We start from the raw sequence: 16170 nt of genomic DNA on the forward strand, positions 1-16170 counted from the left end.
GATTTTGTAGTCGTGGTGGGGCTGGGGGCGATTGGGCAGATTGCTGTCCAGTTGGCCAAAAAAGCCGGGGCGTCCGTCGTTATCGGTGTCGACCCTATTGAACACCGCTGCGAGATCGCCCGTCGTCATGGGGCCGACCACTGTCTGAACCCAATCGGCACTGATGTCGGTCTGGAAATTAAAAAGCTGACCGGGAAGCAGGGCGCGGACGTGATCATCGAAACCAGCGGCTATGCAGATGCACTGCAGTCCGCGCTGCGCGGACTTGCCTATGGCGGCACCATCTCCTACGTAGCCTTCGCAAAACCGTTCGCGGAAGGCTTTAACCTTGGCCGCGAAGCGCATTTCAACAACGCGAAGATTGTCTTCTCCCGCGCCTGCAGCGAACCCAACCCGGACTACCCGCGCTGGAGCCGTAAACGTATTGAAGAGACATGCTGGGAACTGCTGATGAACGGCTATCTGAATTGTGAGGATCTGATCGACCCGGTCGTGACCTTCACCACCAGCCCGGAAAGCTACATGACGTATGTCGATCAGCACCCGGAACTCAGTATCAAAATGGGCGTCACTTTTTAAGCTAAGGAGAGCACATCATGAAAATCGCAACGCAAAACCAGGCCTTTTTCCCGACCAATATCATGGAAAAATTCGAGTACATCAAAGCGATGGGTTTTGATGGCTATGAAATTGATGGCCGACTGCTGGTAGAAAACCTCGCCGAGGTAAAAGCGGCCATCAAAGCCACCGGTCTGCCGGTGACGACGGCCTGCGGTGGATACGATGGCTGGATTGGCGACTTCATCGAAGAACGTCGTCTGAACGGGTTAAAGCAGATTGAACGCATTCTGGAAGCGCTGGCTGAGGTAGGTGGCAAGGGCATTATCGTGCCTGCTGCCTGGGGAATGTTTACCTTCCGCCTCCCGCCAATGACCTCCCCACGCAGCCTGGAAGGAGACCGCAACGCGGTAAGCGCCTCCTTGCGCTGGCTGGATGAGGTCGCGGCGCGCACCGGGACGACCATCTACCTGGAGCCGCTGAACCGCTATCAGGATCATATGATCAACACCCTTGCTGATGCGCGTCGCTATATCGAAGAAAACGGTCTGAAGCACGTGCAGATCATCGGCGATTTCTATCATATGAACATCGAAGAAGACTCGCTGACGGATGCGCTGCATCAGCACCGCGATCTGCTGGGCCATGTGCACATCGCAGATAATCACCGCTATCAGCCGGGCAGCGGTAGCCTCGATTTTGCCAGCCTGTTCGATCAGCTGCGTGCGGATAATTACCAGGGTTACGTGGTGTATGAGTGCCGTGTCCGCGCCGAGGATCCGGCGCAGGCTTATCAGGACTCCCTCACTTATTTGCGTGAATGCTAAGGATGACGAGCGTGATGAGTGCTTCTACACCTTCGCCTCTGCGCGTCGCCATCATTGGCGCCGGGCAGGTCGCGGACAAAGTGCATGCCTCGTATTACGCCACGCGCAGTGATGTTCAGATGGTGGCTGTCATGGACAGCCATCCTGAACAGGCTCGGGCGTTTGCGAAGCGTCATGGTATTCCCTCGGTGTGGCAGGATACGCGAGAGATGCTCGAGGCGGTTAAGCCGGATGCGGTGAGCGTCTGTTCGCCTAACCGGTTCCATTTCGAGCACGTCATGGCCGCGCTGGAAGCGGGATGCCACGTGATGTGTGAAAAACCACCTGCTATGACGCCGCAGGAGGCCGATAGGATGCGCATGGCCGCGCGCAAGGCGGGGAAAGTGCTGGCGTATGATTTTCACCATCGTTTTGCTCTCGATACGCAGTTGCTTCGCGAGGCTGTGATGAAGGGGGCGTTGGGGGAAATTTATTACACCACGGCCCAGGCGCTACGCCGCTGCGGGGTTCCAGGCTGGGGCGTCTTTACCAACAAAGCGCTACAGGGCGGTGGGCCTCTGATTGATATCGGTATCCATATGCTCGATGCCGCAATGTACGTGTTGGGGTTCCCGGCGGTAAAAAAGGTGACGGCACACGGCTTCCAGAAGCTGGGAAACCGTAAAAGCAGCGGCCAGTTTGGCGAGTGGGATCCCACGCAGTTTACCGTTGAGGACGCCCTGTTTGGCACGATTGAGTTCTGCAACGGTGGCATTCTGCGCCTCGACACGTCGTTTGCGCTCAATATCCGTGAGCAATCGATCATGAACGTCGCATTCTGCGGTGAAAAGGCGGGCGCTACGCTGTTCCCGGCGCACATCTACAACGATGAAGGCGGTGTTTTAGTCACCCTCACGCAGCGTGAAGAAGCTGACGACCAGCGTCATATGCGCAGTATGGATGCCTTCGTACGGCATGTGCTGGGAGAGCCCGTTACGATAGCTGATGCGGAGCAGGGGCTGGTTATCCAGCAGCTTGTCGCCGCGCTGTATGAATCAGCAGAAACAGGGGAAAGCGTGACCTTATGCTAAACGTGTCTGTATTAACCGACCCGGGCTTTTGTCCACACAGCCTGAATAAATACGCCTCCATCATGGCCTGCGGTAATGGCTACATGGGGATCCGCGCTGCGCATGAAGAAGATTACACCCAGCAAACCCGAGGCATGTATCTTGCGGGTCTCTATCATCAGGCGGGTCGTAACGAGACCACTGAGCTGATCAATCTGCCGGATATCACCGGTATTGATGTTGAGCTGGATGGCGTCAATTTCACGCTCCTGTCAGGCGAAATTCTCGAGTGGCAGCGCGAGCTGGCGTTTGCCAACGGCGAACTTCATCGCCGCGTCGTCTGGCGCTCCCCCAACGGAAAGCGCTATCGCCTGGAGAGTCGTCGTTTTGTCTCTCTGGATCAGCTGCCGCTTGTGGCCATGCAGCTTTCGATCACACCGCTTGATGATGTCACGCAGGCCGTGCTGAAAACCGGCATTGATGCAACGCAAACGAACAGCGGCAGACAGCATTTGGATGAAATGTCGGTCAGAGTGTTTGACCAGCAATACATGCAGGGCGTGTATGAAACGCAGGACCGTGCGTCAGAAGTTGTTGTTTCGGCGTTTTGTCAGCTCTCTGCGAAGAGCGACAGCTGCTTCACCGCCAAAAATCGTCGTCTCAGCGTTCATCATTCGCTGACGATTGCGAAGGGTGACACTGTCACGTTAGAAAAGATCGTCTGGGTGACGCATCGCAGTGATAAAGCACTGTCGCAGGCCTCTTTCGCTCGCAACGTGCTGGCCGATCTTAAGGTCTGTGCGGCAAGAGGCTACGACGCGTTGCTTGAGAGCTCATCGTATGCCTGGGAAGAGGTCTGGCGTGACGCTCGGGTGGAAGTGGACTCTACGGAGTATCAGGATCAGATGGCGCTGGATTACGCCGTCTGGCATTTGACGACCATGACACCTGCCCATGATGAGCGAAGCAGTATCGCCGCCAAAGGGCTGACGGGCGAGGGGTATAAAGGCCACGTCTTCTGGGATACCGAAATTTTCCTGCTGCCTTTCCATCTCTTCACGCGGCCCCGAACCGCCCGCAGCCTGTTGCGCTATCGTTGGCTGAACCTGGCCGGGGCGCGGGAAAAAGCCCGTCGCAACGGCTGGCCAGGCGCGCTGTTCCCATGGGAGAGCGCCGCGAGCGGCAAAGAGGAGACGCCGGAGTTCGCGGCTATCAACATCCGAACCGGCACGCGCCAGAAGGTGGCCTCCGCGCTGGCGGAACACCACATCGTGGCGGACATTGCCTGGGCCGTCGTCGCTTACTGGCAGGCGACACACGATGATGCCTTTATGCGGAATGAAGGTCTGACGCTGCTGATGGAAACCGCTGCGTTCTGGATGGGCCGCGCAACGGAAATCAATGGTCGTCTCGAAATCCATGACGTCATCGGACCGGACGAATACACCGAGCATGTGAACAACAACGCTTATACCAACTATCTGGCCTGGCACAACGTCGCCTGCGCTCGCCAGTTTATGGCGATGTTTGGGCGCGAGGATGAAGGTTTTACGCAGAATGCCTCACGGTTCCTGGCGAGCTTATGGCTACCAGAGGCTGACGCGGACGGTGTGCTCCCCCAGGATGATACCTTCATGGCAAAACCTGCCATCGATCTGAGCCGCTACAAAGCCAAAGCGGGTAAGCAGACCATTCTGCTCGATTATTCCCGCGCGGAAGTGAACGAGATGCAGATTCTTAAGCAGGCCGATGTGGTGATGCTTAATTATCTACTACCGGAGCGGTTTACCCCGCAGCAGTGTGCCGCCAATCTGGCGTTCTACGAACCCCGCACAATCCATGACTCTTCGCTGAGCAAGGCCATCCACGGCATTGTGACCGCCCGCTGTGGCGATACGGAAGGGGCCTACGCCTTCTGGCGCGCCGGCGTGGCTATCGATCTGGGCGACGATCCGCACAGCAGCGGCGACGGCATTCATGCCGCGGCCACGGGTGCTATCTGGTCCGGCGTCATTCAGGGCTTTGCCGGCATGCAGATAGTGGAAGGGGAGCTGCACCTTGCGCCCAGGGTGCCAGCCCACTGGCGAAGACTTGCTTTCCCCCTGCGCTGGCGGAACACCACGCTGCGCTTTACGTACGAAAACGAGGTTTTAACCATTGAAGCTTCGGCACCTGTCACGCTGACGCTGTGGGGCAAAACGCTACACGTATCGGGGCATAAAGTTTGTGCCTGTAAGGACTTTCTTGCATCTGTGAATGGGACCGCTACCACGGAGGTGCACCATGACGCTTAAGGCTGTTGTATTCGATCTGGACGGTGTGATCACCGATACCGCACACCTCCATTTTTTGGCCTGGCGTGCAGTGGCGGAGGAAATCGGCATCACCATCGATGAAGTGTTTAACGAACAGCTGAAGGGTATTAGCCGCATGGATTCCCTTCAGCGCATCCTGAAGCATGGCGGGAAAGAGGGAACGTTTAGCGATGAGCAGTGCCTGGCGCTGGCGACGAAGAAAAACGCGTTCTATGTCCAGTCTCTGGCGTCACTGACGGAAGATTCACTGCTTCCCGGTATTCGCGACGTGCTGGCGGATATCCGTGCGGCGAACGTCAAAATTGGGCTCGCCTCCGTTTCCCTGAATGCCCCTGGCATATTGCGTGCCCTGGGCATTCAGCACGCTTTTGATTTTTGCGCCGATGCTTCCCTCATTATCTGTTCGAAGCCTGACCCGGAGATCTTCCTCGCCGCCTGTGCTGGCCTGAATGTGCGTCCTGAAGAGGCGATGGGTATCGAAGATGCACCTGCAGGCGTTGAGGCGATCAACGCGGCGGGAATGCTATCGGTTGGGATTGGATCTGGCCTGGACCATGCGGGATTACAACTTCATTCAACGCGGGAACTGACCTGGAAATGTCTGACCGAGTTTTGGGCATCCCGGACGTATTGATAAGGAATTAACAATGGCTCAACTGTCTCTGAAACACATTCAGAAAATCTATGATAACCAGGTCCACGTGGTTAAGGATTTCAATCTCGAAATCGAAGATAAGGAGTTCATCGTCTTCGTCGGGCCTTCGGGCTGCGGTAAATCCACGACGCTGCGTATGATTGCCGGTCTGGAGGAGATCAGCGCGGGTGAACTGGTCATTGACGGCGTTTGCATGAACGACGTGCCCGCCAAGTCTCGCGATATCGCGATGGTGTTCCAGAACTATGCGCTTTATCCGCATATGACGGTCTACGACAACATGGCGTTTGGCCTGAAGATGCAGAAAATCGCCCCGGCGGTTATCGAAGAGCGCGTTCACTGGGCGGCACAGATCCTCGGCTTGCGGGAGTACCTCAAGCGTAAACCCGGCGCGCTGTCCGGCGGGCAGCGTCAGCGCGTGGCGTTGGGCAGGGCGATCGTGCGCGAAGCGGGCGTGTTCCTGATGGATGAACCGCTCTCTAATCTCGATGCCAAGCTTCGCGTGCAGATGCGGGCTGAAATCAGCAAGCTGCACCAGAAGCTTAATACCACCATGATTTATGTGACCCACGATCAGACGGAAGCCATGACGATGGCAACCCGCATCGTGATCTTAAAAGACGGCATTATTCAGCAGGTCGGTGCCCCGAAGCAGGTGTACAACGAACCGGCGAACATGTTTGTCGCAGGGTTTATTGGCTCCCCAGCCATGAACTTCATTCGCGGCGCTATCGATGACCGCTATTTCGTCACGGAAACGCTGCGTCTGGCGATCCCGGAAGACACGCTCGCTTCACTGAATGCCGCAGGGTATCAGCGCAAAGCCGTGGTCTTTGGCATCCGCCCGGAAGATATTCTCACTCTGCAGAGCAGCGGTGAAAACATCGCGGCGAAAGTCAGCGTCGCCGAACTGACCGGCGCGGAGTTCATGCTCTACGCCACCGTTGGCGGCCATGAACTGGTGGTTCGCGCAGGCGCCGCGAATGATTATGCCGCAGGGGATAATATCGACATCCAGTTCGATATGAGTAAGTGCCATTTCTTCGACGCTGAAACCGAAGCGGCTATTAGATAAGAAAGGTGTTTGCCGGAAATGCAAATTTCCGGTTTTTTTGTTTGTAAATTATAAAGGGAATATTTAATGGGTACTCTACTAAGAAGTGCTGCGCTCGTTCTGTGCGCAGGGGTTAGCTGCGCACAAGCATCAGAAACAGCTAAACAGTGGGAATTTAATATTGGCGCGATGTATGAAATAGAAAACGTTGAAGGTCAGGCCGACGATAAAGATGGATTATATGAACCCTCCGTGTGGTTTAATGCAACCTGGGATGCGTGGACTATTTCTCTGGCGATGTATCAGGAGGGGCCGGTTGATTACAGCAGTATGACCCGTGGAACCTATTTTGACCGTCCTGAATTTGAATTACGCTATCGCTTTATCGGAACCGATGATTTTACTTTCGGTCTGACCGGTGGTTTCCGAAATTATGGTTATCACTTTAAAGATGAACACGGTGCCAAAGACGGCAGCGCGAATATGCAGCGCTACAAAATTCAGCCTGACTGGGACATTAAATTAACCGATGACTGGCGCTTTAGCGGCTGGTTTGCCATGTATCAGTTTGCCAACGATCTGGAAAAAACCGGCTATGCTGACAGCCGCGTCGAAACCGAAACGGGCTTTACATGGACCATTAACGAAACCTTTGCGGCTAAAGTGAATTACTATTTAGAGCGCGGCTTCAATATGGACAGTACCCGTAATAACGGTGAATTCTCCACCCAGGAAATTCGCGCCTATCTGCCTATTTCATTGGGCCAGACGACCCTAACGCCTTACACTCGACTGGGACTTGATCGCTGGACGAACTGGGACTGGCAGGACGATCCTGAGCGTGAAGGGCATAATTTCAACCGACTGGGTATGCAGTACGCCTATGACTTCAACAACGGTTTATCCATGACGCTGGAATACGCCTATGAGTGGGAAAATCATGACGAGGGTGAAAACGACCGCTTCCACTATGCGGGGGTTGGCGTAAACTACGCGTTCTGACCGACGACACGCCAGGGGCACTAAGCCCCTGGTTTTAGCGAAGGGAAGCAGCCAACAAAAAGTGGGTATCAACCAGCACTTTTTGCGGGGCGGGCTGACCGGCAATACGCCTGAAAAGAAGATCGCAGCTCTCTTCCCCCAGTTTTCGTGTGGGGATATCAAAGCCGCCAGGTGCGGGCGTTAAAATGAGAGACAGCATCGGGTCGCTGTATCCGGCTATCACCACCTGTTCCGGGATCATCAGATTCAACTCATCCGCCGCACGATAGAGGCTGAGCAACTTCATGCTGTCGGTCGCAAATACCGCATCAGGCGGCGTGGGTGACGACAACAGTTCCAGAGCCGCCGCGAGCGCACTCTCATGGGTATAACCGCCATCCCTGATCCAGTCCGGGTTAATGGCAATACGGTGCTTTTCCAGACTGGCTTTATAACCCGCCAGACGATCGATCGAAACATGATAATCAAGCGGCGCATGCAGACAGGCAATTTTTTGCCGACCGTTTTTTATAAAGGTTTCGGTCAGCGTGGCGCTGTCATGAAAATTATCCGTGTCGACGGAATAAATATTCTGATACTCACCTTCCACTTTGCCGATAACTACTACCGGTACGCCATATGCATCCAGCGTGGTGAAAAAGGATTCATTTGCGGGTGAACTCAGCATAATGATCCCTTTGATCATTTTCTGCTTTATTTTACTTACACATTTCAGCAGATCGTCTTCGCTGCTTTTTGAGGTTTGCAAAATAACATCAAACCCTTCTTCTTCCGCTTTAGCCGTAATGGCATGAAGGACATCGGAGAAAAAGGGATTACCGGCAGTGGTTTTGGTTGAACGGGTCGAAATAACCATAATGGCATCGAAGCCTGAAGAGGTCAGGGCGCGAGCCAGTTTGTTGGGTTGATAATTTAATTCGTCAATCGCCTTCAGCACTTTGTCACGTGCTTCGGGAGAAATATTCGTTTGTTTATTCAGAACGCGGGAAACGGTTGATTTCGATACGCCCGCAACCCGTGCGATATCATAGATGGTGGGTGACATACACCTTACTCACTCCGGACTGACAGCAATGCCGTTCATCTTACTGGAGAGAAAACGGCAATAGCAATAAATAAGAATTGATAATCAACGATCTGCCCCCATTTATTGTATTCTGAAGCCATGCATTCAAGGCTTCCAGGCAACGAAGGACGGCGATGAAGCGACTTAAGAACGAAATCAATTCACTGGTGAACCGTGGCGTTGACCGTCATCTGCGTCTGGCCGTGACGGGGCTGAGCCGCAGCGGTAAGACGGCGTTTATCACCGCGATGGTAAACCAGCTCCTGAACCTGCACGCCGGGGCGCGTCTGCCGTTGCTTAGCGCGGTGCGGGAAGAACGCCTGCTGGGCGTGAAGCGCGTCCCACAGCGGGATTTTGGTATTCCACGTTTTACCTATGACGAAGGGCTGGCGCAGCTCTATGGCGATCCGCCCACCTGGCCGACGCCGACGCGAGGGGTCAGTGAAATTCGCCTCGCGCTGCGTTTTCGCTCGAATGAATCCCTGATGCGCCACTTCAAGGATACCTCCACGCTGTACCTGGAAATCGTCGATTACCCTGGCGAATGGCTGCTCGACCTGCCGATGCTGGCGCAGGATTACCTTAGCTGGTCCCGCCAGATGACGGGCCTGTTGCAGGGGCAGCGCGCCGGGTGGTCGGCCAAATGGCGACAGCTGTGCGAAGGTCTGGACCCGCTTGCGCCGGCCGATGAAAACCGCCTGGCGGCCATTGCCGACGCCTGGACGGCGTATTTGCACCAGTGCAAGCAGGAAGGGTTACACTTCATTCAGCCGGGGCGATTTGTTCTGCCGGGTGATTTAGCGGGCGCGCCTGCGCTTCAGTTCTTCCCCTGGCCGGATGTGGACGGGGTGGGCGAGTCGACGCTGGCGCAGGCGGATAAGCACACTAACGCCGGGATGCTGCGTGAGCGTTACCATTACTACTGTGAAAAAGTGGTCAAGGGATTCTATAAAAACCACTTTTTGCGATTTGACCGCCAGATTGTGCTGGTGGATTGTCTGCAGCCGCTTAACAGCGGGCCACAGGCCTTCAACGATATGCGCCTTGCGCTGACGCAGCTGATGCAAAGTTTTCACTACGGGCAGCGGACGCTGTTTCGCCGTCTGTTCTCACCGGTAATCGATAAACTGCTCTTTGCGGCCACGAAGGCCGATCACGTCACGGTCGACCAGCATGCCAATATGGTGTCGCTGCTGCAGCAGCTGGTGCAGGACGCCTGGCAAAACGCCGCCTTCGAAGGGATCGGCATGGATTGCCTTGGTCTCGCGTCCGTGCAGGCGACGCAAAGCGGGCTGATTGACCTTAACGGTGAGAAAATACCGGCATTACGCGGGAACCGGCTCAGCGACGGTGAACCGCTTACCGTGTATCCGGGCGAAGTGCCTGCGCGGCTGCCGGGTCAGGCCTTCTGGCAGAACCAGGGCTTCCAGTTTGAAGCCTTCCGCCCGCAGGCAATGAGCGTCGACAGGCCATTACCACACATCCGTCTGGATGCGGCGCTGGAGTTTTTGATTGGAGATAAATTGCGATGACGGAACCGTTAAAACCGCGCATAGACTTTACCGGAACGCTTGAGAAGGATCCTCAGGAGGCGTTCAAAACCTCGCAGACGTTCAGCGGCACGCAGGCGGATAACTTTGCCCCGGCCCTGACTGAGGAGCCTGGCGTCGAAGAAGGACCGGCGGAGGCGGTTGTGGAAGCTGCTCTGCGTCCAAAACGCAGTCTGTGGCGCAAGATGGTCACCGCCGGTCTGGCGCTGTTTGGCGTAAGCGTGGTTGGGCAGGGCGTGCAGTGGACGATGAATGCCTGGCATACTCAGGACTGGGTCGCGCTGGGCGGATGTGCCGCGGGCGCGCTGATTGTGGGGGCGGGCATCGGGTCGGTTGCCACCGAGTGGCGTCGGCTCTGGCGTTTGCGCCAGCGCGCGCACGAGCGTGATGAAGCGCGGGATCTGCTACACAGCCACGGCACCGGGAAAGGTCGCGCGTTCTGTGAAAAGCTGGCCAGCCAGGCCGGAATCGATCAGTCGCATCCGGCGCTTCAGCGCTGGTATGCCGCCATCCATGAAACCCAGAATGACCGGGAAGTGGTGACGCTCTACTCCCATATGGTTCAGCCGGTGCTGGATGCCCAGGCGCGACGCGAGATCAGCCGCTCTGCGGCGGAATCCACCCTGATGATTGCCGTGAGCCCGCTGGCGCTGGTCGATATGGCCTTTATCGCCTGGCGTAACCTGCGCCTGATCAACCGTATTGCGAACCTTTACGGCATAGAGCTGGGTTACTACAGTCGGCTCAGACTGTTCAAACTGGTCCTGCTCAATATCGCGTTCGCCGGGGCGAGTGAGCTGGTGCGCGAAGTGGGCATGGACTGGATGTCACAGGATCTGGCGGCGCGTCTTTCTGCCCGTGCCGCTCAGGGTATCGGCGCGGGATTATTAACGGCGCGTTTGGGAATTAAAGCGATGGAGGTCTGCCGTCCGCTGCCGTGGATTGATGGCGATAAGCCCCGGCTGGGGGATTTCAGGCGTGAGCTGATCGGCCAGCTCAAAGAGACGCTCAATAAAAAACCGACTCCGTGAGGTTTTGTTCACTAATCGTGCTGGCTGTCAATATTTGTTGACAGCCATCTTCCGGATCACCGTGTTCTGACATATCATTTTACTGTTATTGGCTTAAAACGGTGAATTTCCCATGCGTCTTGAAGTCTTCTGTGAAGACCGTCTCGGTCTGACCCGCGAATTACTCGATCTTCTTGTTTTACGTAGCATTGATTTACGTGGCATTGAGATCGATCCTGTCGGGCGAATTTACCTCAATTTTGCCGAAATTGAATTTAATACCTTCAGCAGCCTGATGGCGGAAATCCGCCGTATCGCTGGCGTTACGGATGTACGCACCATTCCCTGGATGCCCTCTGAGCGTGAGCACCTGGCCCTGAGCGCGCTGCTGGAAGCCATGCCCGAGCCGTTCCTCTCCCTGGATTTGAAGAGCAAAGTTGAGCGCGTTAACCACGCGAGCTGCCAGCTGTTCGCGCAGAGTCAGGAGAAGCTCAGCAATCATAACGCCGCGCAGCTGATCCCCGGCTTTAACTTCCAGCGCTGGCTGGACAGCAATCCGCAGAACACGCTTAGCGAGCATGTGGTGATTAACGGACAGAATTTCCTGATGGAGATCACGCCGGTCTATCTGAAAGGGGAAGGGAATACTCGCGTGTTGACCGGGGCAGTGATCATGCTGCGCTCGACGTTACGCATGGGTCGCCAGCTGCAAAACCTCTCCAGTCAGGACGTTGGCGCATTCAGCCAGATTATCGCCGTCAGCCCGAAAATGCGCCATGTGGTTGATCAGGCGCGCAAGCTTGCAAGCCTGACCGCGCCGCTGCTGATTACCGGGGATACCGGCACCGGGAAAGACCTGCTGGCTCACGCCGTGCATCAGGCGAGTCCGCGTGCAGCCAAACCTTATCTGGCACTTAACTGCGCCTCTATTCCGGAAGATGCCGTTGAAAGCGAGCTGTTTGGTCACGCGCCGGAAGGCAAGAAAGGGTTCTTCGAGCAGGCTAACGGCGGCTCGGTGCTGCTGGACGAAATCGGCGAAATGTCGCCGCGTATGCAGGCTAAGCTGCTGCGTTTCCTGAACGACGGAACGTTCCGCCGCGTCGGTGAGGATCACGAAGTGCATGTGGACGTGCGCGTCATTTGCGCCACCCAGAAAAACCTGGTTGAACTGGTGCAAAAGGGGATCTTCCGCGAAGATCTCTATTACCGCCTCAACGTCCTGACGCTGAATATTCCGCCGCTGCGCGATTGCCCCCAGGACATCATGCCGCTTACGGAGCTGTTCGTCGCCCGCTTTGCCGACGAGCAGGGGGTGCCGCGTCCGAAACTGTCTGCCGATCTTGGCACGGTGCTCATGCGCTACGGCTGGCCGGGCAACATTCGTCAGCTCAAAAACGCCGTATATCGCGCGCTGACCCAGCTTGAAGGGTATGAGCTGCGCCCGCAGGATATCCTGCTGCCGGATTACGATGCCGGAACGGTATCGGTAGGCGAAGAGGCGATGGAAGGGTCGCTGGACGATATCACCAGCCGTTTCGAGCGTTCTGTGCTGACGCAGCTGTACCGCAGCTATCCCAGCACCCGCAAGCTGGCAAAACGTCTTGGCGTCTCGCACACCGCGATCGCGAATAAGCTGCGTGAGTACGGTTTGAATCATAAGAAAGGTGACGAATAACAAAAAAGCCTCTGCAAAGAGGCTTTTTACTTTACGTTTATTCCTTCGCCATCGGCGTGTTAACGATTTCTGTTTTTGTCTCTCCCTGAATCGACGCAATCCTGCTTTCGACGTCTTTCACCTGCTGCGGGCTGTGCAGCAGGGTATAGGTCAGATCGAACTGCGCGCTGGCGCCTGGCTCCAGCTGCTTAACCCGCTTCTGCTCGCGTTCAATCGTCACGGGGTAGGCGTAGCTGGTACCCGGTTCGATGCCCGTGACATAACCCTGCTTCAGCGTGTCGGTATTTTTCCATAAGGTCAGCACGGGCAGCTGGCGCGTATCAAACTGGATTGATGCGCCTTTATCTCCGGCTTTATTGACCACTGCCGCGAGCGTTTCGTGGTTATTGTCTGCGAGCGGTTTAATGTTAAAGACCATCTCATCAAAGCCTTTTGTCGGCCCGGCGTAGGTTTGCCAGTCGTTAACGCCCGCTTTGGCGTAGTCATTGAATGGGCTCACGCTCACCGCAGGCGCAAGGAATCGGGCGCCTTCTTCGAGGATTGGCGTGCCGAAGTTGCTGTGATAGATGATTTGGTAATCATGAGGGTAATCTGCATGGTTGGTCAGAACATCATGCAGGCTGAACTGGTTGGTTCCGGGGACGTAGCGCAGTTCGGTCATGGTTTGCAGATCCGCTTTTTTAAACGTGCTCTCTTTGATCAAACCCCGAACGCGGATCTCATGCGGAGCGGCATCCGCAACCTCGACCTCTACCTGCGATACCGGTGTATTACCGGCTCTGCCATGCAGGGTGTAAATTTGCCCGTCCGCGGTGACCGGGTGCCCTGTCCACTCATAGCCACAGCGCACCATCATCTCGTTGAAACCATCCAGCCAGCCGAGACCGTTGCGGCTTTCAAGATTGATATAAGCCGGATTAACGACCTCTTTGACGGGGGAATTCCAACCCAGTCTGGTGCCAAAGCCTTCTACGTGCAGAAGGTTCATCCCGCGGGTCGGGCTCAGGGTGATGGTGAGGCCATCTTTGCTGCTAATAATGATGACTTTGCTGCCTTCCTGCTTGCCGCCATGTAAGACTTTTTGCTCAATGCTGAACGTTTGATCCTTAACTTTCAGCTCGTCACTGGAAATCTTCCAGTTTCCTTTCTCTACGCTGCTTTCAGCGCTTGTCAGCACCCAGGTTTTAGCCGCAGCATGACCAGAAATCAGGACCGCAAGGAGCGTAAAAGCGAATTTAATCTTCATATATTATCCTTTTTGCTGAAACGATTATTTTCTTTCGTAAGCAAATCTAATGTTTAGACAAAAAGGGAAATGTGATGTGCTTCACTGGGGATGAAAATAGGGAATTTTAACGATTATTATGCGTTATTGATCACGCTCATGTTACATATTGCCTAAGTTATTGCATGATTAATGTGACTTACGAGCATTTAAGCTTTAACGATTCAGCTCTGAAGTAATAAAAAACCCCGCCGTAGCGAGGTTGAGAATAAGTTGTATAGAATGCTAAGGACTTATTATGCTTTCAGCACGTCCAGCGCGGCAGTGTAGTCCGGCTCGGTGGTGATTTCGTTAACCAGTTCGCTGAAGACGACGGTGTCGTTTTCATCCAGAACCAGTACAGCACGTGCTGCCAGACCCTTCAATGGGCCTTCAGCAATGCTGACGCCATATTTCTCGAGGAAATCTGCGCTGCGCAGGGTGGAGAGGGTAATAACGTTGCTCAGGCCTTCGGCACCGCAGAAACGGGACTGGGCAAACGGCAGGTCAGCGGAAATGCACAGCACAACGGTGTTGTCCATTTCAGTCGCCAGCTGGTTGAATTTACGCACGGATGCGGCACAAACGCCGGTATCAATGCTTGGGAAAATGTTCAGTACTTTGCGTTTGCCCGCAAACTGAGCCAGTGTGACGTCAGACAGATCTTTAGCCACCAGAGTAAAAGCCTGCGCTTTGCTGCCAGCCTGCGGAATGGAACCTGCTACAGCAACCGGGTTGCCCTGGAAATGAACGAGTTGTGACATAGATATCTTCCTGTTTACATATAGTTAACGTCGGGGCTAGTGTATGCCATCAGCGGATAACACGGCAAACCAAATTTTTCGCCTTACCGGGCCGCAAGGAGTCAGTGATGAGAAGCGTTAAGGTCTATGAAGAAGCCTGGCCATTGCATACCCCGTTTGTGATCTCCCGCGGCAGCCGAAGTGAAGCCAGCGTGGTCGTAGTTGAAATCGAAGAAGAGGGTATGAAAGGCGTCGGGGAATGTACGCCTTACCCGCGCTACGGAGAAAGTCCTGCGTCGGTGATGGCGCAGATCATGACCCTGGTGCCTGACCTGCAAAAAGGGCTCACGCGCGAGGCGTTACAGCAGCGTTTACCCGCCGGGGCGGCGCGCAACGCCATCGACTGTGCGCTCTGGAGCCTTGAAGCCGCTAAGCAGCAAAAATCGTTGACGTCCTTGCTGAGTGTGGTCGTGCCGGAGACCGTCGTGACGGCGCAGACGGTCGTGATTGGTGAGCCGGAGCAAATGGCCGCCAGCGCAAAAGCGCTCTATGACGCCGGGGCCACGCTGTTAAAAGTGAAGCTCGACGATCGTCTGATCAGCGAGCGGATGGTCGCTATTCGCTCGGCGGTACCCTCAGCCACGCTGATTGTTGACGCCAACGAGTCGTGGCATCCCGAGGGGCTGGCCGCGCGATGCCAGCTGCTGGCCGATCTGGGCGTAGCGATGCTGGAGCAGCCTCTGCCGGTAAAAGAGGATGCAGCTCTGAAGAATTTTATCCATCCGTTGCCCGTGTGCGCAGATGAAAGCTGCCACACCCGCGAAAATTTGAGCGAGCTTAAGGGCTGCTATGAGATGGTCAATATCAAGCTCGACAAGGCAGGCGGACTGACAGAAGCCCTGGCCCTGGCAGCGGAAGCCCGGGCGCAGGGGTTCGCCCTGATGCTGGGATGCATGCTTTGCACCTCCCGGGCGATCGGCGCGGCGCTGCCGCTGGTCAACCAGGTTCGTTTCGCCGATCTGGATGGCCCGACGTGGCTGGCGGTTGACGTTTCACCGGCCCTTAAATTTACCAGCGGCGTGCTTCATCTCTGAGGCTGCCAGCGCAGAAGCTCCATCATCGCTTTTAGGTAAATTTCGCTGGCTTCGTCGGAGGATATCGGCGGGAATTCAGCGGTGATGCAGGGCAGGCTCAAATCGGCGCACCAGCTTCCGAATGATCCGGGTGTTTCATACCCCACGCTGGTGACGAGCGGCAGGGCGAAAGCCTGTGCCAGCCACGCGCCCAGGTCGGAGTGACGCGGATCTTCAATGCAGGCCAGCGGATCGTGGAAGGAGACAACCCAGGCGGGGTGGATCTTATGGATAAGCTGGCACAGCGCCTGCGTTTCTGGCTCCGAGCC

Annotated in this window: 15 protein-coding genes; 11 read left to right on the plus strand and 4 right to left on the minus strand. The window is 55.6% G+C overall.

The genetic code is table 11. From position 1 onward, the window contains the following. The 7 genes from DOU50_RS04450 to DOU50_RS04480 all read left to right on the plus strand — a co-directional run. Positions 1-579: zinc-dependent alcohol dehydrogenase (locus DOU50_RS04450; RefSeq protein ID WP_148768891.1), on the plus strand; the 579-nt coding region annotated here is incomplete at its 5' end. A gap of 17 nt (positions 580-596) precedes the next feature. Next, complete coding sequence (locus DOU50_RS04455; protein WP_090416713.1) at positions 597-1385, plus strand: sugar phosphate isomerase/epimerase family protein; 789 nt, start codon at positions 597-599, stop codon at positions 1383-1385. Between the two features lie 11 nt (positions 1386-1396). Next, a complete protein-coding gene (locus DOU50_RS04460) occupies positions 1397-2455 on the plus strand; it encodes a Gfo/Idh/MocA family protein (RefSeq protein WP_148768892.1) in 1059 nt (352 codons plus the stop codon). Then, complete coding sequence (locus tag DOU50_RS04465; protein WP_148768893.1) at positions 2449-4728, plus strand: glycoside hydrolase family 65 protein; 2280 nt, start codon at positions 2449-2451, stop codon at positions 4726-4728. Before DOU50_RS04460 ends, DOU50_RS04465 begins: the two co-directional genes overlap by 7 nt. After that, complete coding sequence (gene pgmB / locus DOU50_RS04470; RefSeq protein ID WP_032647535.1) at positions 4718-5383, plus strand: beta-phosphoglucomutase; 666 nt, start codon at positions 4718-4720, stop codon at positions 5381-5383. Before DOU50_RS04465 ends, pgmB begins: the two co-directional genes overlap by 11 nt. Before the next feature lie 13 nt (positions 5384-5396). Further along, complete coding sequence (locus DOU50_RS04475; RefSeq protein WP_048991940.1) at positions 5397-6479, plus strand: ABC transporter ATP-binding protein; 1083 nt, start codon at positions 5397-5399, stop codon at positions 6477-6479. A gap of 66 nt (positions 6480-6545) precedes the next feature. Continuing rightward, complete coding sequence (locus tag DOU50_RS04480) at positions 6546-7460, plus strand: OmpG family monomeric porin (protein ID WP_148768894.1); 915 nt, start codon at positions 6546-6548, stop codon at positions 7458-7460. A gap of 34 nt (positions 7461-7494) precedes the next feature. On the opposite strand, the gene DOU50_RS04485 is transcribed toward DOU50_RS04480, so the two are convergent. Next, positions 7495-8505, minus strand: coding sequence for a LacI family DNA-binding transcriptional regulator (locus tag DOU50_RS04485; protein ID WP_024907151.1), 1011 nt, complete (start codon positions 8503-8505; stop codon positions 7495-7497). 155 nt (positions 8506-8660) lie between these two features. Between DOU50_RS04485 and DOU50_RS04490 the strand changes: the two genes are divergently transcribed. The 3 genes from DOU50_RS04490 (at position 8661) to tyrR (ending at position 12761) form a co-directional block, all read left to right on the plus strand. Continuing rightward, complete coding sequence (locus DOU50_RS04490; protein WP_024907152.1) at positions 8661-10058, plus strand: YcjX family protein; 1398 nt, start codon at positions 8661-8663, stop codon at positions 10056-10058. Next, a complete protein-coding gene (locus DOU50_RS04495) occupies positions 10055-11107 on the plus strand; it encodes a YcjF family protein (RefSeq protein WP_024907153.1) in 1053 nt (350 codons plus the stop codon). Before DOU50_RS04490 ends, DOU50_RS04495 begins: the two co-directional genes overlap by 4 nt. A gap of 112 nt (positions 11108-11219) precedes the next feature. Beyond that, positions 11220-12761: a transcriptional regulator TyrR gene (tyrR, locus tag DOU50_RS04500; RefSeq protein ID WP_148768895.1), complete on the plus strand. Its 1542-nt coding sequence runs from the start codon at positions 11220-11222 to the stop codon at positions 12759-12761. 37 nt (positions 12762-12798) lie between these two features. Here tyrR and DOU50_RS04505 read toward each other — a convergent pair whose 3' ends face one another. Beyond that, complete coding sequence (locus DOU50_RS04505) at positions 12799-14007, minus strand: aldose 1-epimerase family protein (protein WP_024907154.1); 1209 nt, start codon at positions 14005-14007, stop codon at positions 12799-12801. A gap of 275 nt (positions 14008-14282) precedes the next feature. Next, complete coding sequence (tpx, locus tag DOU50_RS04510) at positions 14283-14789, minus strand: thiol peroxidase (protein ID WP_023335907.1); 507 nt, start codon at positions 14787-14789, stop codon at positions 14283-14285. Between the two features lie 107 nt (positions 14790-14896). Here tpx and ycjG point away from each other — a divergent pair, with 107 nt between their 5' ends. Then, positions 14897-15862, plus strand: a complete 966-nt coding sequence (ycjG, locus tag DOU50_RS04515) for an L-Ala-D/L-Glu epimerase (RefSeq protein WP_024907155.1) — start codon at positions 14897-14899, stop codon at positions 15860-15862. On the opposite strand, the gene mpaA is transcribed toward ycjG, so the two are convergent. Further along, positions 15853-16170 (minus strand): murein tripeptide amidase MpaA (gene mpaA, locus DOU50_RS04520; protein WP_148768896.1); only part of this gene is annotated, 318 nt, incomplete at its 5' end. The genes ycjG and mpaA overlap by 10 nt on opposite strands.

Source organism: Enterobacter sp. C6, assembly GCF_008122455.1.
Lineage (GTDB): Bacteria > Pseudomonadota > Gammaproteobacteria > Enterobacterales > Enterobacteriaceae > Enterobacter > Enterobacter pseudoroggenkampii.